A 20,052-nucleotide genomic window follows, 5' to 3' on the forward strand; every position below is an offset into this window, starting at 1 on the left:
TTTTTGTGGGGGTATAATCAAGTGACCGCAAATTTTTTGGCCAATAAAATAGATAATGGTAATAAAGCGAGAACTGGCAAAGCATAAAACAATCCTGCTGAACCTGCCACATAACTTGCATTAAGTGGAATTAGTGACAGCACTCCTGTTTTTACAGCTTTTTGAATATATATAGGCTGATTGTAAATGAAGGCCTTGTATTTAGCGAAAAAATTAATGCCATACCAAAAAAGTAAAAAAGGTAATAAAACCCAAAATCTAAATCCAATTATGTAGCCTATGTAAAAAAACAAGGCTACTACAATTGCATCTAACATGAGCGCAAGAAGTATCGCTGATTTATTATTTCCAAACGCTTCTTTTTTTGCTGTTAGCGTTATGGCTGCTATGAATATAATAGGGATAATCCCAATGTACCAATAATTAGCAACTGCATCATTAATAATACTCATTCCCAAGAGTAAATTTCCTCCTCGACAAAGTCCCATATTTAAAGGTCCTGCAACTGAATAATGCTTACTTATTTTATCATAACTAAGTGCCAGCAGACTAATAATAAGTGCCAAAATACCACTAAGTACTGATACTGCAAAAGCTACTCCAATTCCCATTAACAGCATTGTAGATCCTAGCAACAGAGCCTCATTTTTACTCACTAAACCACGAGGCAGTATTCTCTCTGGGCGGTTAATGGTATCCGCTTCCAAATCAAAAATATCATTAAATACAATTCCTCCTCCATATAAACCAATAGTAGATAATATGAGTAACACTAAATCAAGTATAAAATAATTACTTGCTGTATTGAAAACCAGAACTCCCGAAATAGCAACACCTGCTATAATATCAGATACAGCTGTAATGATATTAGCAGGGCGCAATAGGGTAAGCAAATAAAATATTTTCTTAGACATTTAGTTTTCGATAATAATATTAGGATATACAATTTCTTGAGCTTCTTGTCCTCTCAATATACCGTTTCCTTCAAATAATGAATCTTGTGTAATTGTCATTTCGCTTTTCCAATCTTCCTCGCTCATTTGTCCGCTCTGAGAATAGGCGGTTAATGCGTTTTTATAACATGTCAAATGAACATCTTCTTTGGCTATGCCTCTTTCGAGCATTAAAGCTGCTGTTTTAGGAACAGATAAAGGATCACTAACTCCCCAATCGGCTGAACTATCAACAATAATCCTTTCAGATCCATATTGTTTCACAACCTCAACCATACGTTCATTCCCCATTTTGGTATTAGGATAAATCGTAAAAGCGGCCCAGTACCCTCTATCCAAAACGTGCTTAGCTGTTTCTTCGTTATTATGGTCTATAACTACCATATGAGGGGCAATTCCGTGCTCTTCTAACACATCCATACTTCTAATGGTTCCATTTTTTTTATCTCTATGCGGAGTATGAACCATCACTGGCAAATTAAATTTCAATGCCAGCTCAATCTGTAATCTAAAATACTTATCCTCAGCTGGAGTTTGATCATCATAACCAATTTCCCCAATAGCAACCACTCCTTCTTTCGCTGCAAACAAAGGCAATAACTCCATTACCTTTTCTGCCAGAGCTTCATTGTTTGCTTCTTTTGAGTTTAAACCTATTGTACAATAATGTTTAATTCCGAATTGGGAGGCTCTAAATCTTTCCCAGCCCACTAGGGTGCTGAAATAATCTTTGAAAGATGATGCTTCTGTTCGGGCTTGCCCTAGCCAAAAAGCAGGTTCAATAACAGCCACAACTCCTGCGGCACGCATAGCTTGGTAATCATCAGTGGTTCTGGAAACCATGTGAATGTGCGGATCTATATAATACATAAACTAAAAATTTGATTGTGAATAATGTTGCTCTCCTATTTCTTCCCATGAAGTTTCACTATTTAGTGTTACTTCGGTTTGAAATGTATCTTGATTATAAAATGAACTGTCTTTTAGGACTTTTATAGCAGCTTGCTGGGTTAAACTATCTCCTGAATTTATAGCATTGAATAAATCTGATGCTATGTCTTGATTTACATATCCGGCAACCAATCGCCAAATTTCGGGCGTAACTAATCTTCCTGCAGACCAGCGTTCGTGAATATAATCATGTACTATTAGGGCAAGTTTTTCGTTTTTACGTAGATCTAAATCGACAATTCGATAAAGTGGGCGCCCCATAAAAACGGCTTTTAGAACCAATTGATTCCATGCATCAACCGGTAAATGTTCTGCAGCAAATGGGTTTTCTAATGCAATCGCATCAAAAACAGCAACCATATTGGTTCTGATTCCTTCTTGAACCAGTGAAACAAAATCCTGAGCATTCTCTAAAAAAAACAATCCTTTATACAAACAGATAAGTTCTTTTATATCTGCCATTTCGGCTATTTTTTTTAGTACTTCCTCGTTTTGGTCTATTGGAATGTGGATCATTAACAAACTGCGACAAAGCTGTTGCAGGTCCCAACTACTCTTTGTAAAACTAGGATATAGTTGTTCTAGTGACTCTTTTTCTTGCGTTGTCCATTCTGGAATAGTTGATGAAATGCGTCTGGAGATCAATCCAAAAGCCTGAAAAAACAGAGCCTCATTTTCGAATGAGAGAACACTTTCAAGCCAATTTAATTCAGAACTCGAAAGTTTGCTCTGAATTATTGGATACAATATTTTCTTTGAATTTGTTTTAATTGAAGTTTCCAACATTTTCTTAAATTTTATAATTAAGCACAAAACAGAGTTAAGATTGATCTATTTGATTCAAAATAAATTATAAAAAAACAGATCTATAATTTGCCGAGTAAATCCGAATCGATATCTCTATTTCTAGCAGCCCACTTACATTGTTTCAATTTTATTTCTTAAAATCAATACATGTTTAGTGTTTTGCAAAAATATAAGAAAAGTTGTAATGTAAAAATAATTTTAAACTTCTTTTTCTTTCATTATTAAAAACGCAATATTCATACATTTTAAATACAGAATTAATAAATATTGAATCTTAGATTCATAATAAAAGAATATTTCAAACTTAATTGACAATAGAACAAAGCTTTAGTCCGATCGAACATTCTTACATCAATATTAAAAAAAACTTACAACTAAATATTACAACTAATTCTTAACAAAAGGTTATGCTTTCATTATTGGCATAAACTATAGTGTTACGTCCAATTGCTTTATTTTGAGCATCAAGCCTAAATATCTTGCCGAATGACCAAAGAATTATTATCAGGATCCCGGAAAAAGAAAAAGTGATCTGTATATCCTTTATCTGATGTATTAGAGATAATGATTTGACCATCTATCTCATCAATTACTACTTTTTCACTTCTAAAATAATCTAGTGTTGCTTCTATATCGTTTACGACAAAAGTAGGAGTCGTTCCTGTTTGAGGTAATGGGTTAAAGGGTTTATCAATATCTTTATATAAGCCCAAAGTACAAATACTTCTATCCTTTGGGCCTAAATATAATTGCATAAAGGAATCTGCTCCATAATTCCCACCTGAATTGAGCGTATACCTATCATCTGTATTAAATCCTAGAATTTTCTCATAGAATTTTTTGGATTTAAGTATATCGCTCACAGATAGTTTAATAATAATCCCCTTAGACTTAAATTTCATTTTGGTTTTTATAACTTTTTGCAAAACAAATTATTCCCCAGTAACGTATTCAAAACTTGGTCCTGCCACATAACCTGGATTATTTGGATCTGGAATAGCTAGCAATTTAAGCGCATATAATCTTAAAGAAAACATGATTCCCATTGCTGCATTAATTTGATGAGGTTCCCCATTAAAAGTTTTATGCAAACTATTTAACAACGAAGTATAGTTATAATTAAAAAGCTTGCTGTTAATGTATGCCTGAGAATCCTTAGGATAATCGTTCATCTTAGGATTTGGCCACATATTTGGAACTAATTCCGGAAGAAAAGGAATTAGAGGTTCTCCATACATATATCCGCCAGAAGGATTTTTTTGTATTGTTTTACCTTTATAAATTTCCTCAAAACGATAATAATGTGCCAATTCTCTATGGTCGTCATCATCAATAGGTGAAACAAATGGATCTGTTGTTGTTCCTTCTCCTTGATCAATAATAATATCTATACCTCTTAAAGCTGTTTCCTCATCTATGATAGGAAACAATAATGAGGATGGATAAAAATCCTCAAAAGTCATTTGACGCTTCGGATTACCTGTGAAAATTGTTTTGCCATCGGCCTGAGCTTCGGCTTCAAGCGAAGTGATAATATTTTTTATGTTGGCATAAAATTCTCCAATAGTCAAGACATCAGAACTTACTAAAAGGCTTTTTATCTCAACTGGGTTTTCTGGCTCTTCAATTGTCATAAAAACATCATATACAAGCTCCAAAGAGAATTTTTTCAATGGCACTTGCAATCCGTTTTCTACACCACCTGGCAATACCCCTGGATATGTTGGAATAAAACCTGGTTTGTTCAACACTGGACTTCCTCCAATAGCGTTCAAAATATTACAGGCAATAGATAAGTGAAGCATTTCTTCTCCAACTACTGAACCTATTAAGTTAGATATTTGATCATTTCCCGTATTGAAAAGTGTAAAATTTGCCGTTAAATAAGGCGGAATTGTTGCATGCTCTAATTCGATTGCTGTTTGTAAAGCGTTTTTTAGATCTGCAAGGGTTTCAATTTTTATTGTATTAAGTAATATCATAACTATATTTTTTTAGATACTTTTATATGCTGTGCTTTCTTCTGTAATTTCCGCTTGTTTATCAATAACTCCTTGTAGGTAGTCTAAAATAACAGCTCTTTTATATCCTGACAAGTCTCTGGTAGCAGGCATATAATTAGGATCATGGCGATCTTTGCTAAAAACCAATTTTAATATTTGAGCATTATTTTCAAACACCGTCTTGTCTGCCAGATTAAAAACTCCTTTTGACATCAAGGGATACAAATTTGCATATTGCTGCATGATAGGCTGGATAAAGTTATCCCAATCAGGTACCATGTCTGTTTCTGGAGCACCAGAATAAATCTGAGTACTGATATAATTCGATTGATTGCAATAAGCAAAAGTTTGCGTGCTTAAAAAATAAGAAATGGCATATACTTGCCCATCGATATATCCTCTAGGATTTCCAGGATCTGGAGCTTTAAACTGAAGCTTTGCTTTTCCATTTACATCTGTCGTAATTTCGACTGGCTTTTTTTCCGAAAAATAAGCGATTTTAGGTACACCCATTACTGGTGGTGGTGGTCCAAGTAAATTTGCAGTATCATCTTGGAATTGAATTTTTACGTTAGATAGTGCTTTTCCGAGATTAGTAGCATAAAAATGAACTGTACATTTATCTTTTGGATCTAAACGGAATACAAATTTATCAGCACATGCATACTCAGCTGACTCATTATAAACATAGCTATACGTGGTGGTAGTTTGTATTGTAAAAACATCATTAGGTGTAGTTACCAATGCCACAATGGCAAGTGGGTATTGATTTGCTAGGTCTAATTGTTCATCAGAAAGATCAAAAGTACATATACCGGATGTCCCCATATACCAATCTGGAGCCGAATAATCTATTTTTCCTATATCTACATAGCTTGGTGAAGCTGAACTACTGTTATTTATAACCAGATGCAAATTTCTTGTTTCATTTACCAGACCTCCTGTTTTAAATTGCAGTGCATTTCCAAAATCAAGGACCACTTGTTTTAGTTTTTCATCTACCAATGCAGTAGCATAATTACAAGTTTGTACTTGTCCTGGTTGCAAATTCTGTGGAAGTGTACTTGGGAATAATTGTCTGCCTAACACAAAATGTTTTGGTTCTTTATTACTTGATGGCCCTATTGAACCCACAATTCTACCAAATGTAAATTGAGGAGATGTATTATTGCCATTATATCTATCTAGAGTAAACTGTATTGACAACTGATCAGAACTTACGCTTTTTAGTTCATTTAGGTATCGTGAATTCGATACTCCAAAATTCCAATTAAGATTCTTGATAATTGACTGATAAGTAGCTCCCGCAGCTGCATCATGAGTCTTATCAATCGATCTCGTGAACCAAATATTACTGAATGCCGCTACCTCATAATCTCCTTTCAGAAGTGTATTTCCGTCATTACTTACAATCCTTACAATAAGTCCCCAAAGTTCAGACACCATTTGTTGTTGGGTATCTAAGTCTACAATTTTGGCAGCGGTGCGACTATCAGTATCCATTATTGACATACCAATAATTGGGTCTAACAATGGATCATTAGTACTGGTTCCATCCTGATAGGTCACGCTTGTTATTTTACAACCTATAAATCGCCAGTTCCCCGTACCATCAGGATTCCACCAACCATTTGCTGCATCAGCTGTCTGGTAGTTTTGATATTCCGGTTGAAATGTTTCATTGTTATAATGTGTTGGATCATTATTAACCGTTGATGGATCGGCTTGAAACTGTCCTGAAAAGGTAAGTCGTGGAGTGTTTAAATATGACATCTTTATAATTTTTAATTTATAATTATTTCATGGTTATCCAATAAAAGCTACTATTTGAAATTTAATTTTTGTAAAAATCTTCTTTATAGCATTATTAGAAACCAAATCTAATTTTTTAAATATTTGAAAATCTAGGTATAAATACCTGTTTTTTAGAATATTTAAGATGTTAACACATTTATAACCTCCTATTTATTTTCACTTAATATCACATTCTAATTATATCCATATGCCATATGATTAAAAAAAATAGAACTATATAATCATTTATTACAACAATGGAAGAAAAATCTAATTCAAAAAAAATGAGCCCGATACAATATCGAGCTCATCATTATCAAATTTGATTATAAACTTGTTTAAACTTTTGGGGTGTTATTTTAAAATTTCTTTTAATTCGTCGAGTCCCACTTTTCTTTGTTCTCCAGAAGTCAAATCTTTCAAACTATATTGGTTCGCTTCCATTTCTTCTCCTCCTACAATTACTGCAAAAGGAATAAAGCGTTTATCTGCATGCTGAAACTGTTTGGCCAGTTTGGCATTATCAGGGTATAATTCTACTTTTATTCCTGCTGAACGCAATTCCTTGATTGCTTTCATAGAATAAAAAGCTTCTTTCTCTCCGTAGTTAATGAATAATGCTTTAGATGTTGAGGTAACTGTTTCTGGAAATAAACCTAACTCTTCGACTACCAAATAAATTCGGTCAAGTCCAAAAGAAATCCCTACTCCACTCATATTTTTTAAACCAAAAATTCCGGTAAGATCATCATATCTTCCGCCGCCGCCGATAGATCCCATGGCAACTGCTTTTGGCGGTGCCACTTCAAAAATAGCGCCTGTATAATAATTTAATCCTCTGGCCAATGTTACATCCAGATCTAAAATTGCTGTACTCAAACCTAGATTTATCACATTATCGCAAATAAAACGTAGTTCCTCTACCCCTTTCATTCCTTCCTCTGAAGCGGCTAAAAGTTGCGAAAGTTTTTCGATTTTTTCCGAAATTGTTCCAGTGAAATTAAATAAAGGCTGCACTTTGGCAATCGCTTCTTCGGAAATTCCTTTTTCGATCATTTCCTTTTTTACTCCATCCTCGCCTATTTTATCGAGCTTATCTAAAGCCACAGTAAAATCAATCAATTTATCGGATGCGCCAATAACTTCTGCAATTCCTGAAAGTATTTTTCTATTATTGATTTTGATTGTTACACCTTCCAATCCCAAAGCGGTAAAAACTGAATCATATAATTGCACCAACTCTACTTCTTGCCATAAGGATTTAGACCCTACCACATCCGCATCACATTGAAAAAATTCTCTGAAACGTCCTTTCTGTGGGCGATCAGCACGCCAAACGGGTTGTATTTGGTATCTTTTAAAAGGGAACTCGATTTCGTTTTGGTGTTGCACCACATAACGCGCAAACGGTACTGTTAGATCGTAACGCAATGCTTTTTCCGAGATACTGGAAGTCAACTTAATACTGTCTTTATTCTCTAAATGAGTAGCATTTGCTTTTGACAAAAAATCTCCTGAATTCAATATTTTAAAAATCAATCGATCGCCTTCTTCTCCGTATTTTCCCATTAAGGTTTCGGAATTTTCAAATGAAGGAGTCTCTATAGGTTGGAATCCAAATTTCTCAAAATTACTTTTTATAATTTGGATAATGTATTGTCTTTTTGCCACCTCAGCCGGTGAAAAATCTCTGGTTCCTTTTGGAATACTTGGTTTTGATGCCATTTTGTTAATTCTAGATTTTAGATTGTAGATTGTAGATTTTAGATTTATATATTATCCAAAATCATATTTTACTAAGAAAACCTAAATTGTTACGTTTTAAATTTCCAGCTGCAAATATCCTACTTTTAAAATAATTAAGTTTAAAAAATTTGTGATTTAATTTAATGCTCTTTAATAATGAAATGCCCTAGCCCAGATGGTAGCAAATATCCTTTTATGCCGGGGTTCGGCATAAAAGATATTGTGGACAGCTGGATAAAGCTCCTGAAAAAGATATTAGACTATTTTCTGAAATCATAATTGTAACAAAATTTGTACTTTCGAGTCAAACGATTATTATGCTAAAACTATTTATAGAAAATATACGAATTGCGTTTGGTTCTATCCGAACTCAACTGTTACGAACGATACTCACAGTAATGATTATTGCTATTGGAATTACGGCTCTTGTTGGAATTCTAACTGTTGTATCAGCCCTGGAAAACACTTTATCGACCGATTTTGCCTCGATGGGTGCCAATACTTTCAACATTAACCAATACGAAAATACTACTCGCAGACACGGTCCTGAAGAGCGCGAAATAATAAATCCGGTCATTTCATACCCTGAAGCTGTCGCTTTCAAAAAAAAATACAACTATCCTTTGACCGAAACTTCGCTTTCATTTACTGCAACCACAACTGCCGAAGTAAAATATGAAGCCCAAAAAACGGATCCTCAAATAAGCGTTCTGGGTGTAGACGAGCATTTCTTAGTTAACTCTGGTCTTGAAACCAATTCTGGAAGGAATTTTACCAATTTTGATATCAGTAACAACTCCTTCTCTTGTATCGTGGGCTCTGATTTTGAAAAAGGAATTTTAAAAGATGTGAATCCTATTGGAAAAATCATTTCGATTCGTGGTGCCAAGTTTAAAGTTATTGGTATCCTAAAAGAAAAAGGATCTACGTTTGGTAAAAGCCAAGATTTAAGAGTTTTGATTCCCATACAAGTGGCTCGTTCCTTGTTTACAGCTCCCAACATAAACTACACCATGAGTGTTATGGTTTCCAAAAAAGAATTGCTGGATCAAGCCATCGACAATGCCAATAGTGTCATGCGTAGAGTTCGAAAATTAAGCCCGGTAAAAGACAATAATTTTGCTATAGTCCGAAGCGATGACTTGATTAACAGAATCCTTGGCATCACAAAATACTTAGGGTTTGCCTCTTGGCTCATTGGGGTCATCACTATTCTGGGTTCTTCTATTGCCTTAATGAATATCATGATTGTTTCTGTAACCGAACGTACCCGAGAAATTGGAGTTCGTAAAGCATTAGGAGCAAAGAAAAGTACTATTGCTTTTCAGTTTTTTATAGAAACATTACTTATCGGACAATTAGGCGGTTTAGTAGGGATAATTTTTGGAATATCTATTGGTTATGGAATATCTACCGCTATAGATTTTGTTTTTGTAATTCCGTGGGGAGCGATCATGGCCGCCTTCGTGACCAGTTTTATAGTAGCCTTGGTTTCTGGTTTATATCCTGCCATTAAATCTGCAAATCTGGACCCTATTGAGGCATTGCGATACGAGTAAATTTCAGAAATCCTATCGTTTTCTAAACATTTTTCTTCTTTAGTTCGCTAAAATTCTTGTAGACGTGACCATATAAAAAAGGGGCAACCCAGCATACATGCCAGTCGCCCTCTTTTCTTAAGGTTGGATTCTTATATATAATCGAGAAGCACCTCAATGAATAAGCACTACTCTGTCATTATAATTTATTATTCATTTCCTATCTGACATAAACGAGGATCACCACATAAAATCCCAACGTTTGAGTTTGGAGGAAAACAATAACACTTCCCTGGCATACATTCACAAAGAGGACGACCACCTCCATTTAAATTTTTCATTTCTCCTCTACTCAACTCTTTTCCAAGTTGTAAATTTTTTAATTTTTTCATCTTTTTATTTTTTAGATAATTAATAATTATTTTTGAAACTTTAAAAAGCATTCTTTACATCGTTAAATATCAATTCACCACGTGCACTTGATTTGTACAATAAACAACAAAGAAAGAATAACCCTACTAAAATATCAATTGTAATTGCTTTATATTATGAGTATACACACTTATTCTTTGCACATATTACCATATAAATAAACATGTTGCCTTAAATAACATTATAAAAAAGCGCAAAGAATTCAGCTACTTTTCTATAAAAATCAAAGCATCATTATCTTCAATAAAAAATCCTAAATGAGGTTCATTATCCAAAACATTTTTCTTAATTTCTACTTTTTCTAAATTCCTTACATAAGGCGGATTAGAAACAATAACATCAAACTCTCGACCTAGATCTAATGCTTCAAAATACTTTGAGATATAAAAACTACTCCTCTTGATTGCGTTCTGCATTTTTTTTTAGCTGTTGCCAAAGCTAATGTTGGTGTAACTGTATAAAAACAAGGGGCAATCCAGCATACATGCTAGTCGCCCCTTTTACTTAAAGAAGTTCTGATCCTAGTATAACGAGAAATAAGTACTTCTTGATCATTAAAATTTATTAAACACTTCCCGCAGTACACAAACGTGGGTCACCGCATATATACCCAAGGTTTTGATCGTGTAGCCTACGACAAAAACATTGTCCAGGATAACATTCGCAGAAACCATCACCACCATTTATTTTTTTCATCTCTACTCTACTCAACTCTTTTCCTAAGTTTAAATTTTTTAATTTTTTCATCTTTTTTATTTTTTGAAATGATTAATAATTATTTTGAAACTCTAAAAAAACATTCTTTACATCGTTAAACACCAAAGAAAGAATAACCTTACCTAAAGTACTGATTATAACTACTTTACATTATGAGTAAACACACTTATTCTTTGCGCATATTACCCTGTAAACAAACACATTAACCTAAATAATATCGCAAAAAAAGCGCAAAGAATCAGGAGATCCTTGCGCAGCGGGCTACATAAAACGAGAATTGAATATTACAATCGTAAACCTCTCATCATTCTGTCATTTCCATAAATGTCTTTTCTCAATTCAATATTCTCAAAATTCATCTCTTCTAATAAGGCAATCATTTCTTTCCCTAAATATTGATTGATTTCAAAATACAATTGTCCTGAATTTGATAAGTTCTTCTGAGCTAATTCAGCTATTTTCCTATAAAAAATCAAAGCATCATTATCCTCAACAAAAAGTGCTAAATGAGGCTCATTGTCTAAAACATTTTTCTTGATTTCCTCTTTTTCTAGATTCCTTACATAAGGTGGATTCGAAACAATAATATCAAACTCTTGTCCTAAATCTAATGTCTCAAGAATATTTTGGGATATAAAAGTAACTCTCACTTCGTTACGTTCAGCATTTTTTTTGGCGGTTGCCAAAGCTTTTTCAGAGACATCAATCGCAAAAACCTGAGCATTCGGAAGATTCTTTACCAACGAAATAGCAATACATCCGCTTCCTGTTCCGATGTCCAGAATTTTTAGATTGCTCGATTGTTCGATTGTTCGATTTTTAGAAATTATCCAATCCACCAATTCCTCAGTTTCGGGTCTTGGTATCAAAACATTTTCATTGACCTCAAAATCCAATCCATAAAAACTCGTTTTCCCTAACAAATACTGAATCGGGATTTCCAGCTTCAATTGTTCTAAAATCGAATTCCAAACCTCGATCTCTTCCTCAGAGAAAACCAAATCGGGCTGCAAAGCCAAATCTATTCTTTTTAATTGCTGTTTTTCTTCTAATATCAAATAGAAAAAACTCTCTGCTTCTCCTGCATCATAAATCGAAGTAAGTTCATCAATAAATTGGGTTCTATATTCTTTTATTTTCATTTTTATTCCAAATTTAGGATTTGTTGTCTCCCTTAAAATCGGTTATTAATTCTTTTTTACAAACTTTAATATTTTCCTACTTTGCGACTCTGCGTGAAATTTTGCTCGCAAAGACACAGAGTCGCAAAGTAATCTTTAACGATGCTTATTCATTAGAAATCTAAAAATCGAACATTCTAATAATCGAACATTCTAATAATCTAAAATCATAAATCTTTAAGCATCCAAACCGGACAGCTCGTATGTCCTGTGTTTCCCATTGGAGAGCAAATATTTTCGAAACCTACTTTTTTATACAACTTTTGGGCATCTAACATAAATGGCATAGTTTCCAGATAACATTTTTCGAAACCAAAATCGCGAGCACTTTGCAAACATTGTTCCATCATTTGGCTGCCAATTCCCTTACCGCGAGTTTCCGGAAGGAAATACATTTTTTGTAACTCACAAAAAGTATCAGCTTCATTTGCCAGTGGTGCCACTCCTGCTCCACCAATTATATGTCCTTCTTTCTCTACCACATAATAAACCGATTTTGCCTTACTATATTCTTCAAACATCAAATCAAGATATGGGTCTTCATAAGCCGTTCCTACTTTTGGAATATTCAATTCGTCAAAAACAGATCGTATTAATTCAGCAACCTGCTGATTGTCTTCTTTTTGTATTTTTCTGATAATCCAATTATCCATAAAGCACTCTATTGTTAATTCAGTACACAAAAATAGAGATTGTAAATGGTAAAACATCCTATGTTTCAAAACTAATCCCGAAGCTTCTAGACTAATTTCAAAATTAGTACTTTTGCAAAGTGAAAACACATGAAAAATACATGAGACGTTGCATAGCCCTAGCCCAAAACGGACTAGGCACTACCTATCCTAATCCTATGGTTGGGAGCGTCATTGTCTATAATAACAAAATCATAGGCGAAGGCTGGCATAAAAAAGCTGGTGAACCCCACGCCGAGGTCAATGCTGTAAACTCCGTACAAGACAAATCATTACTACAAAAAGCAACTATTTATGTGAGCTTGGAGCCGTGTAGCCATTTTGGCAAAACACCTCCTTGTTGTGATTTGATTATAAAAAATAAAATTCCAAATGTTGTTATTGGTACCGTTGATCCCAACATCAAAGTGGCTGGAAACGGAATCAAAAAATTAATAGAAGCCGGAATTCATGTTACTATTGGTATTCTCGAAAACGAATGTAATGAGCTTAACAAACGTTTCTTTACTTTTCACCAAAAGAAAAGACCTTACATCGTTTTAAAATGGGCAGAAAGTCAAGATGGTTTTATTGCCCCTCTTCAAAAACTCGAAAAAAAACCGGTTTGGATTACCAATACCTATTCCAGACAATTGGTCCATAAATGGCGAACCGAGGAACAAGCCATACTAGTGGGAACACAAACTGTTATTGATGATGACCCAAAACTGAATGCGAGAGATTGGTACGGAAACAACCCTATCCGTTTAGTATTAGACCAAAACAATCGCATTCCCGAAGAAAACACAGTTTTTGACAATCAAATTAAAACTATTGTATTTACAAAATCAGGAAACGCTATCAACAAAGAAAATACTATCTTTGAGGTAGTTAATTTTAATCAAAATATAGCGTCACAAATTGTTCAAATTTTATTTCAACATCAAATTCAATCTGTTATAATTGAAGGTGGCCTTCAGACTTTGCAAACCTTTATCGATGCTAATCTTTGGGATGAAGCTCGAATATTTACCGGAAAATTGACGCTTGAAAAAGGAATAAATGCCCCTCAGATTTCTAAATCAATCTACAAAAAAAAATGGATCAGTGATGATGAACTTATAATAGCTAGAAATCATGATTAATACTATTATTTTTGACTTTGGAGATGTATTCATCAACTTAGACAAGCAAGCCACTACGGATGCTTTAAAAGATCTTGGTGTATCCGAATGGAATGAAGATTTAGACCAACTGAATCTAAAATACGAATTGGGAACTATTTCAGGAGAAGATTTCCTCGCCGGTATTCAAAAACATACCAACAATGCATCCATTGAAGATATTTCCAAAGCCTGGAATGCCATATTACTTGACTTCCCTTTGTATCGTTTGGAATTTCTTCAAATGCTTTCTAAAAAATACAGATTGTTTTTATTGAGTAATACAGATGCTATTCATATTGAAACTTTTGAACAAAAATCCGGAATTTCTTTTTATAGCGCTTTTTACCAATGCTTTGAAAAAGTGTACTTTTCATATGAAGTTGGAATGAGAAAACCCAATGCAGAACTTTACAATTACCTTTTAGACAATCATGGTCTTCAAGCCAAGCAAACCCTATTTATAGACGACAAAAAAGAAAATACAGATGCTGCATCTGCACTTGGTTTTCAAGTATGGAATCTCAAGGTTGGAGAAGAAGATGTGGTTGATTTGTTTGATAAAAAAATACTTCAATAGCAATGATAGAATTCAATGGCTATGAAAAGTAAAAAAATCAAACTCATTACCCTCCTACATATTTAAATTGAATTTTCCTGTTGAAAATGAAAGATACCTATAACACCATTGCACTTCCCTCAGAAGAAACCCTTTTTAAAGAAAAAAACAGTAAATTTTTTGGTTACGCTTTTCCAATCGAATTTGAGGAAGAAGTAAAACCCATTATAGAAGTCTTGAAAAAACAACATCCACACGCCTGTCATTACTGTTATGCTTATCAAATAGGTATTGAAAACATTCAATACAGAGCTAACGATGATGGAGAACCGAGTAATACTGCTGGAACTCCAATATATGGTCAGATACAATCTTTTGGACTTACCAATATCCTAATTGTGGTTGTCCGAATTTATGGAGGCGTAAAATTGGGAGTGGGCGGATTAATTTCGGCTTACAAGACATCAGCCCAAATCACCTTGGAAGCTTCTGAAATTATCGAAAAAACAATTGATATTCATTTCCAGATTTCGTTTGATTATAAAAACATGAACAAAGTCATGCGCGTGATCAAAGAAAAAAAAGTAGATATTGTTTCCCAAGAAATGGAAATAAACGAAGACACTAATTTACCAATTGGCAAAATTGTAATAAAAACTAGAAAAAAAAATGCCGAAATAGTATTCGACATTTTTAAATCTTTATTTGAAATCGATATAATAAAACTATAAATTCTCATTAAAAAGAGTTTCTTTTGACGATTATTCAAAAGTTTTTATTAGTTCCAAAATGTAGTCCGGAGGAGCGGTTGGTCGACCCGTTTTTAAGGACACAAAAACCAACATAAATTGAGCAGTTGTTAATAACTCCTTTGCCTCATTATAAATCGCACAATCAAATTCAATCTTCACAGACGTCTGACTTTTGAAAACAGTGTGCACTGTTAATAGCTCATCATACACAGCCGATTTTTTATAATTGATATTCATATTTACAATAGGAAGTCCAATACCACTTTCTTCCATCCTTTTATATGAAATCCCTTTATTTCTAAGCCATTCGACCCTTCCTATCTCAAAATAGGGTATATAATTTCCGTGATAAACAACCCCCATTTGGTCTGTTTCTGAGTAACGAACACGAACTTGAATTTGATGATCTTTCATTAATTATGTGTTAAAAATTTGAATTTTAAAAAGCGCCTTACAACAATATTTCGAAAAATTATAACCTAAAATATTTTTTTTTACAGATAATTGTTCACATATTTGTTATCCCGAAAAAAGAATATTATTCACATTCTTTTAATAAGATTATAAGTACCCAAATAAGATAAAATTTAACTAGAATATGAACAAAACTGCACAATCAGTATGGGAAAACTGTTTATCCTTTATAAAGGACAACATCCAAGATCAGGCTTACAAGACATGGTTCGAGCCAATCAAATCAGTTGAACTTACCGATAATGCATTATATATTCAAGTACCTAGTAAATTTTTCTACGAATGGTTAGAAGAACACTATGTAAAATTACTAAAAGTGGCCCTAACCAAGGAACTTGGCAAAAACGCAAAGTTACTTTATAAAATTAAAATGGAAAACACTTATGGCAACAAACAACCGTTTACGGAACAATTGCCAAGTGCCAACAGAGGACCAATGAAACCACAAGAGGTTGATGCTCCTTTAAAAAACCTAAATCCAGAATTAAAAAACCCGTTTATCATTCCTGGGATTCGTAATTTAAAAATCGAATCACAATTGAATGCCAACTATAGTTTTGATAATTTTCTTGAAGGAGATTCTAATAGATTAGCCCGTTCTGCAGGTATGGCTGTTGCCAATAAACCAGGCGGTACGTCTTTTAATCCGTTATTGATTTTTGGAGGGGTTGGATTAGGAAAAACACACTTAGCCCACGCTATTGGTGTTGAAATAAAAGACAAATATCCTGAAAAAACCGTTTTATATATTTCGGCCGAAATTTTCACCCAACAATATATTGACTCGGTTAAGAAAAATAACAGAAATGATTTTATTCATTTCTACCAATTAATAGACGTTTTAATCATTGACGACGTTCAATTCCTTTCTGGAAAATCAGGAACACAAGATGTGTTTTTTCACATTTTTAACTACTTACACCAAAATGGAAAACAGGTTATCCTAACTTCAGACAAGGCTCCTGTTGACATGCAAGATATCGAACAACGTTTATTATCACGTTTCAAATGGGGACTATCAGCCGAGTTACACCAACCGGATTATGAAACCAGAATTTCTATCTTAAAAAATATCCTATATCGTGATGGAGTTGAGATTCCAAACGAAATCATAGAATATGTAGCTCGTAACATAAAATCGAATGTTCGCGAACTTGAAGGCGCAATTATATCTTTGATCGCACAGTCTTCTTTCAACAAAAAAGAAGTAACGATCGAACTAGCCAAAAGTGTAGTAGAGAAATTCGTAAAAAATGTAAAAAGAGAAATCTCTATCGATTACATTCAAAAAATTGTTTCCGATTATTTCCAATTGGATATAGAAACACTACAATCTAAAACAAGAAAGAGACATGTTGTACAAGCTAGACAACTAGCTATGTTTTTTGCTAAAAAATTCACTAAAGCCTCATTGGCCAATATTGGTTCACAAATAGGAGATCGTGATCACGCAACAGTACTTCACGCCTGCAAGACTGTAGATAATTTAGTAGCAACCGACAAGCAATTTAAGAAATACGTCGAAGACATTAATTCCAAATTAACGCTATAATCCCCCATGCCAGTCAAAATTTTAATGGTTTGTTTAGGAAACATCTGCCGCTCGCCTTTGGCCGAAGGCATATTAGCTTCTAAACTGCCAAAAGGAAAATTTCTTGTAGATTCAGCAGGAACTGGCTCATGGCATATCGGTCGCGCACCAGACAATCGTTCTATAGCGACCGCAAAAAAAAATGGCTTAAATATTTCTAATCAAAAAGGAAGACAATTCAAAAGATCAGATTTTGATACTTTTGATTACATCTTTGTTATGGACAATAACAATTATAGCGATGTACTTGATCTAGCCACAAACGAATTGCAAAAAAACAAAGTGCAACTCATTCTAAATGAAATATTTCCAGACGAGAATGTAGATGTCCCAGATCCATACTACGGTTTGGCGAATGGTTTCGATATGGTATACCAAATGCTAGACGAAGCTTGCGAAATCCTTGCCCAAAGATTGATTGCAAAACATTCTTAAAAAAGCTAAATAGTTTTATATAACTTTGCCATAACGGTAAACAGTAGCCCGAAACCATTATTAAACGGCTAAAAGATTTTATTTCTAAAAACCGAAAGTAATACTTATGAAACCAGCACCTCTTTTTGGAAAATTATATTTAATCCCAACTACCATGGGCGATTGTGACCCTATGGATGTATTACCACAAACCATAAAAAGATGCATTGATCTAATTGATTACTATGTGGTTGAAAATGACAAAACAGCCCGAAAATCGATAAAACTGGTTAATCCTGACAAAAAACAATCCGAATTAAAACTTTTTGTCCTTAATAAACACACCGAAACCAAAGACCATCAAGAGTTCATCAAACCATTATTAGAAGGTAAAGACATGGGACTTATGAGCGAAGCCGGATGCCCTGGAGTAGCAGATCCTGGTGCCGTAATCGTAAAATTAGCCCACGAAAAAGGAATCCAAGTTATTCCTCTCGTTGGTCCATCTTCTATATTATTAGCCATGATGGCCTCAGGAATGAACGGTCAAAGTTTTACTTTTCACGGTTATTTGCCTATTGAAAAAGACGAAAAAAGAGCTAGTTTCAAAAGTTTAGAACGAATATCTTTCGAAAAAAATCAATCTCAGATTTTTATAGAAACTCCCTATCGTAACAATAAATTACTGGAAGATTTAATCCAAACATTACACCCTGAGACCTATTTATGTATTGCTGCTGATATCACTTTACCAACAGAATACATCAAAACAAAGAAAATTTCTGCCTGGAAAAAAGAAACCATCGATTTACACAAACGTCCTACTATTTTCATCATCCATAAAATGTAAAAAACCATTTTGGGCGTGCCACCATCTCTATAAAAAGGACAATTCTCTTTGCGTCGACACCCCTTTTTATAGAGATGCTGTCGGGTCATCCGCGTTACAAGGTAACTTGCTCCTACCCCTCACGCAGCTCACAACAACACTTATCAAACACAAAAAATCATTTTTCATAGACCTATTTCAGCCTACCAATAAAGATTTTCTGAGTTCAGTATCGAATTAAAATTCCTTCTTTTACATTCCTAAAAAGAAAAAAATACAGATAAATCAACTACATTTATACTCCTAAATAAATTCATTTATTGCATGAGTAAACTACCAAATGTAACGACAAGTATTTTTACGGTTATGTCTAAAATGGCTGCCGAACACAACGCAATCAATCTTTCACAAGGATTCCCAAACTTTCCTGTAGACGAAAGACTGACCAAGATTGTTTCTCAACTGGCTCAAAAAGACGTACATCAATACACTCCTATGTCCGGTTATCCCCCTTTGTTAGCCAAAATTGCAACATTGGTAAAAAAATCTTACAACAGAGACATTCTACCCGATAGCGAAATACTTGTTACAGCCGGTGCCACTCAAGCACTATTTACAACATTGCTTGCTTTATTACAGCCAGATGATGAAGTCATTATTCTTGATCCAAGCTATGATTGCTATGAAGCCCCAATACTATTAAGTCAGGCAAAACCAATACGGGTAGCTCTCAATGATGACTACACTCCCAATTGGAAAACCATTACAAATGCATTTTCGGATAAAACCAAAATGATCATTATTAATAATCCTCACAATCCTACAGGAAAAATTCTAAATGAATCCGATTTTGAGAAATTAGAAGCCCTTTTAGAAAAATACCAAAATGTAGTATTACTTTCAGACGAAGTTTACGAATACATCACCTTCGAACAAAAACACATTTCAACTCATACTCGAACAAAATTACTGAACCGTTGCATCACGGTTTCTTCTTTTGGAAAATCCTTTCATGTTACAGGCTGGAAAATAGGTTATCTTGTAGCTCCAGAATACTTGATGAAAGAAATCAAAAAAGTGCATCAATTTTTGGTCTTTAGCGTCAACAGTATTTGTCAAATGGCTGTTTCCGAGTATTTAGATCTGGTTGACGTAAACGAAATCAGTGCATTCTATCAAGAGAAAAGAAATTATTTTAGATCACTATTACAAAATAGCAAATTCGAACTAATGCCTTGTGAAGGAACTTATTTCCAGGTAGTATCTTATGCTAAAATATCTAACGAAAATGATGTCGATTTTTGTAAACGATTAATTACAGAATATGGCGTTGCAGCAATTCCTATTTCTACCTTTTATGCCGATGGAAAAGATTTAAAATTAATACGTTTTTGCTTCGCCAAAGATAATTATACTTTAGAAGAAGCCGCCAGACGATTGAGTCGGGTATAAATACTAAGTTGCTAAGTTCTTTTTT

General features: G+C 34.0%; 21 protein-coding genes. 8 read left to right on the forward strand and 13 right to left on the reverse strand.

Annotation, left to right across the window (positions count from 1 at the left end; all coding sequences use genetic code 11):
* Nucleotides 1-17 precede the first annotated feature (17 nt).
* From eboC to hisS, 7 genes are all read right to left on the reverse strand, one after another.
* A complete protein-coding gene (gene eboC, locus OZP08_RS18855) occupies nucleotides 18-914 on the reverse strand; it encodes a UbiA-like protein EboC (protein WP_268847599.1) in 897 nt (298 codons plus the stop codon).
* On the reverse strand, nucleotides 915-1,823 hold the full coding sequence (locus OZP08_RS18860; RefSeq protein ID WP_281322586.1) for a TatD family hydrolase: 909 nt from the start codon (nucleotides 1,821-1,823) through the stop codon (nucleotides 915-917). It lies immediately after the preceding gene.
* A gap of 3 nt (nucleotides 1,824-1,826) precedes the next feature.
* Entirely contained in the window at nucleotides 1,827-2,690 is an 864-nt protein-coding gene (locus OZP08_RS18865) for an EboA domain-containing protein (protein ID WP_281322587.1), read from the reverse strand.
* A 491-nt stretch (nucleotides 2,691-3,181) separates the two neighbouring features.
* Nucleotides 3,182-3,574, reverse strand: a complete 393-nt coding sequence (locus OZP08_RS18870; protein WP_281322588.1) for a VOC family protein — start codon at nucleotides 3,572-3,574, stop codon at nucleotides 3,182-3,184.
* 69 nt (nucleotides 3,575-3,643) lie between these two features.
* On the reverse strand, nucleotides 3,644-4,693 hold the full coding sequence (locus OZP08_RS18875) for a ferritin-like domain-containing protein (RefSeq protein WP_281322589.1): 1,050 nt from the start codon (nucleotides 4,691-4,693) through the stop codon (nucleotides 3,644-3,646).
* A gap of 12 nt (nucleotides 4,694-4,705) precedes the next feature.
* Nucleotides 4,706-6,487 carry a hypothetical protein gene (locus tag OZP08_RS18880; RefSeq protein WP_281322590.1) on the reverse strand — a complete coding sequence of 594 codons (1,782 nt, stop codon included), beginning with the start codon at nucleotides 6,485-6,487 and terminating at the stop codon, nucleotides 4,706-4,708.
* A 375-nt stretch (nucleotides 6,488-6,862) separates the two neighbouring features.
* Nucleotides 6,863-8,233 (reverse strand): histidine--tRNA ligase, encoded by a 1,371-nt coding sequence (gene hisS, locus OZP08_RS18885; RefSeq protein WP_281322591.1) that lies wholly within the window; start codon nucleotides 8,231-8,233, stop codon nucleotides 6,863-6,865.
* A 338-nt stretch (nucleotides 8,234-8,571) separates the two neighbouring features.
* Here hisS and OZP08_RS18890 point away from each other — a divergent pair, with 338 nt between their 5' ends.
* The gene (locus tag OZP08_RS18890) at nucleotides 8,572-9,813 is read left to right on the forward strand and encodes an ABC transporter permease (protein WP_281322592.1); all 1,242 of its coding nucleotides are present in this window, start codon (nucleotides 8,572-8,574) and stop codon (nucleotides 9,811-9,813) included.
* A 188-nt stretch (nucleotides 9,814-10,001) separates the two neighbouring features.
* Here the strand turns inward: OZP08_RS18890 and OZP08_RS18895 are convergent, their stop codons facing one another.
* The 5 genes from OZP08_RS18895 to OZP08_RS18915 form a co-directional block, all read right to left on the reverse strand.
* The gene (locus OZP08_RS18895) at nucleotides 10,002-10,235 is read right to left on the reverse strand and encodes a hypothetical protein (protein WP_268847609.1); all 234 of its coding nucleotides are present in this window, start codon (nucleotides 10,233-10,235) and stop codon (nucleotides 10,002-10,004) included.
* A gap of 195 nt (nucleotides 10,236-10,430) precedes the next feature.
* A complete protein-coding gene (locus OZP08_RS19745) occupies nucleotides 10,431-10,640 on the reverse strand; it encodes an Eco57I restriction-modification methylase domain-containing protein (RefSeq protein ID WP_432419624.1) in 210 nt (69 codons plus the stop codon).
* 148 nt (nucleotides 10,641-10,788) lie between these two features.
* A complete protein-coding gene (locus tag OZP08_RS18905) occupies nucleotides 10,789-10,971 on the reverse strand; it encodes a hypothetical protein (RefSeq protein ID WP_268847610.1) in 183 nt (60 codons plus the stop codon).
* A gap of 254 nt (nucleotides 10,972-11,225) precedes the next feature.
* The gene (gene prmC / locus OZP08_RS18910; protein ID WP_281322593.1) at nucleotides 11,226-12,083 is read right to left on the reverse strand and encodes a peptide chain release factor N(5)-glutamine methyltransferase; all 858 of its coding nucleotides are present in this window, start codon (nucleotides 12,081-12,083) and stop codon (nucleotides 11,226-11,228) included.
* Between the two features lie 206 nt (nucleotides 12,084-12,289).
* Nucleotides 12,290-12,775, reverse strand: a complete 486-nt coding sequence (locus tag OZP08_RS18915; protein WP_281322594.1) for a GNAT family N-acetyltransferase — start codon at nucleotides 12,773-12,775, stop codon at nucleotides 12,290-12,292.
* Nucleotides 12,776-12,894: 119 nt separating this feature from the next.
* Here OZP08_RS18915 and ribD point away from each other — a divergent pair, with 119 nt between their 5' ends.
* The 3 genes from ribD (at nucleotide 12,895) to OZP08_RS18930 (ending at nucleotide 15,246) form a co-directional block, all read left to right on the forward strand.
* Nucleotides 12,895-13,938, forward strand: coding sequence for a bifunctional diaminohydroxyphosphoribosylaminopyrimidine deaminase/5-amino-6-(5-phosphoribosylamino)uracil reductase RibD (gene ribD, locus OZP08_RS18920; RefSeq protein ID WP_268847611.1), 1,044 nt, complete (start codon nucleotides 12,895-12,897; stop codon nucleotides 13,936-13,938).
* The gene (locus tag OZP08_RS18925; protein WP_268847612.1) at nucleotides 13,931-14,536 is read left to right on the forward strand and encodes an HAD family hydrolase; all 606 of its coding nucleotides are present in this window, start codon (nucleotides 13,931-13,933) and stop codon (nucleotides 14,534-14,536) included. The genes ribD and OZP08_RS18925 overlap by 8 nt, the downstream gene beginning before the upstream one ends.
* Before the next feature lie 80 nt (nucleotides 14,537-14,616).
* Nucleotides 14,617-15,246 carry an IMPACT family protein gene (locus OZP08_RS18930; protein ID WP_281322595.1) on the forward strand — a complete coding sequence of 210 codons (630 nt, stop codon included), beginning with the start codon at nucleotides 14,617-14,619 and terminating at the stop codon, nucleotides 15,244-15,246.
* A gap of 30 nt (nucleotides 15,247-15,276) precedes the next feature.
* On the opposite strand, the gene OZP08_RS18935 is transcribed toward OZP08_RS18930, so the two are convergent.
* Nucleotides 15,277-15,681 carry an acyl-CoA thioesterase gene (locus OZP08_RS18935; RefSeq protein ID WP_268847613.1) on the reverse strand — a complete coding sequence of 135 codons (405 nt, stop codon included), beginning with the start codon at nucleotides 15,679-15,681 and terminating at the stop codon, nucleotides 15,277-15,279.
* Between the two features lie 184 nt (nucleotides 15,682-15,865).
* Here OZP08_RS18935 and dnaA point away from each other — a divergent pair, with 184 nt between their 5' ends.
* The 4 genes from dnaA (at nucleotide 15,866) to OZP08_RS18955 (ending at nucleotide 20,027) form a co-directional block, all read left to right on the forward strand.
* Nucleotides 15,866-17,293, forward strand: coding sequence for a chromosomal replication initiator protein DnaA (dnaA, locus tag OZP08_RS18940; protein WP_281322596.1), 1,428 nt, complete (start codon nucleotides 15,866-15,868; stop codon nucleotides 17,291-17,293).
* A gap of 6 nt (nucleotides 17,294-17,299) precedes the next feature.
* Nucleotides 17,300-17,767: a low molecular weight protein-tyrosine-phosphatase gene (locus tag OZP08_RS18945; protein WP_281322597.1), complete on the forward strand. Its 468-nt coding sequence runs from the start codon at nucleotides 17,300-17,302 to the stop codon at nucleotides 17,765-17,767.
* Between the two features lie 106 nt (nucleotides 17,768-17,873).
* Nucleotides 17,874-18,596, forward strand: coding sequence for an SAM-dependent methyltransferase (locus OZP08_RS18950; RefSeq protein ID WP_281322598.1), 723 nt, complete (start codon nucleotides 17,874-17,876; stop codon nucleotides 18,594-18,596).
* A gap of 303 nt (nucleotides 18,597-18,899) precedes the next feature.
* Nucleotides 18,900-20,027: a methionine aminotransferase gene (locus OZP08_RS18955; protein WP_281322599.1), complete on the forward strand. Its 1,128-nt coding sequence runs from the start codon at nucleotides 18,900-18,902 to the stop codon at nucleotides 20,025-20,027.
* Nucleotides 20,028-20,052 lie beyond the last annotated feature (25 nt).

The organism is Flavobacterium aestivum, from assembly GCF_026870175.2.
Lineage (GTDB): Bacteria > Bacteroidota > Bacteroidia > Flavobacteriales > Flavobacteriaceae > Flavobacterium > Flavobacterium aestivum.

What these genes read in the sequence shown, in the direction of transcription:
- eboC (WP_268847599.1), bottom strand. Translation starts at nt 914, where the DNA reads ATGTCTAAGAAAATATTTTATTTGCTTACCCTATTGCGCCCTGCTAAT.
- OZP08_RS18860 (WP_281322586.1), bottom strand. Translation starts at nt 1,823, where the DNA reads ATGTATTATATAGATCCGCACATTCACATGGTTTCCAGAACCACTGAT.
- OZP08_RS18865 (WP_281322587.1), bottom strand. Translation starts at nt 2,690, where the DNA reads ATGTTGGAAACTTCAATTAAAACAAATTCAAAGAAAATATTGTATCCA.
- OZP08_RS18875 (WP_281322589.1), bottom strand. Translation starts at nt 4,693, where the DNA reads ATGATATTACTTAATACAATAAAAATTGAAACCCTTGCAGATCTAAAA.
- OZP08_RS18880 (WP_281322590.1), bottom strand. Translation starts at nt 6,487, where the DNA reads ATGTCATATTTAAACACTCCACGACTTACCTTTTCAGGACAGTTTCAA.
- hisS (WP_281322591.1), bottom strand. Translation starts at nt 8,233, where the DNA reads ATGGCATCAAAACCAAGTATTCCAAAAGGAACCAGAGATTTTTCACCG.
- OZP08_RS18890 (WP_281322592.1), top strand. Translation starts at nt 8,572, where the DNA reads ATGCTAAAACTATTTATAGAAAATATACGAATTGCGTTTGGTTCTATC.
- OZP08_RS18895 (WP_268847609.1), bottom strand. Translation starts at nt 10,235, where the DNA reads ATGCTTTTTAAAGTTTCAAAAATAATTATTAATTATCTAAAAAATAAA.
- OZP08_RS19745 (WP_432419624.1), bottom strand. Translation starts at nt 10,640, where the DNA reads ATGCAGAACGCAATCAAGAGGAGTAGTTTTTATATCTCAAAGTATTTT.
- OZP08_RS18905 (WP_268847610.1), bottom strand. Translation starts at nt 10,971, where the DNA reads ATGAAAAAATTAAAAAATTTAAACTTAGGAAAAGAGTTGAGTAGAGTA.
- prmC (WP_281322593.1), bottom strand. Translation starts at nt 12,083, where the DNA reads ATGAAAATAAAAGAATATAGAACCCAATTTATTGATGAACTTACTTCG.
- OZP08_RS18915 (WP_281322594.1), bottom strand. Translation starts at nt 12,775, where the DNA reads ATGGATAATTGGATTATCAGAAAAATACAAAAAGAAGACAATCAGCAG.
- OZP08_RS18925 (WP_268847612.1), top strand. Translation starts at nt 13,931, where the DNA reads ATGATTAATACTATTATTTTTGACTTTGGAGATGTATTCATCAACTTA.
- OZP08_RS18935 (WP_268847613.1), bottom strand. Translation starts at nt 15,681, where the DNA reads ATGAAAGATCATCAAATTCAAGTTCGTGTTCGTTACTCAGAAACAGAC.
- dnaA (WP_281322596.1), top strand. Translation starts at nt 15,866, where the DNA reads ATGAACAAAACTGCACAATCAGTATGGGAAAACTGTTTATCCTTTATA.
- OZP08_RS18945 (WP_281322597.1), top strand. Translation starts at nt 17,300, where the DNA reads ATGCCAGTCAAAATTTTAATGGTTTGTTTAGGAAACATCTGCCGCTCG.
- OZP08_RS18950 (WP_281322598.1), top strand. Translation starts at nt 17,874, where the DNA reads ATGAAACCAGCACCTCTTTTTGGAAAATTATATTTAATCCCAACTACC.
- OZP08_RS18955 (WP_281322599.1), top strand. Translation starts at nt 18,900, where the DNA reads ATGAGTAAACTACCAAATGTAACGACAAGTATTTTTACGGTTATGTCT.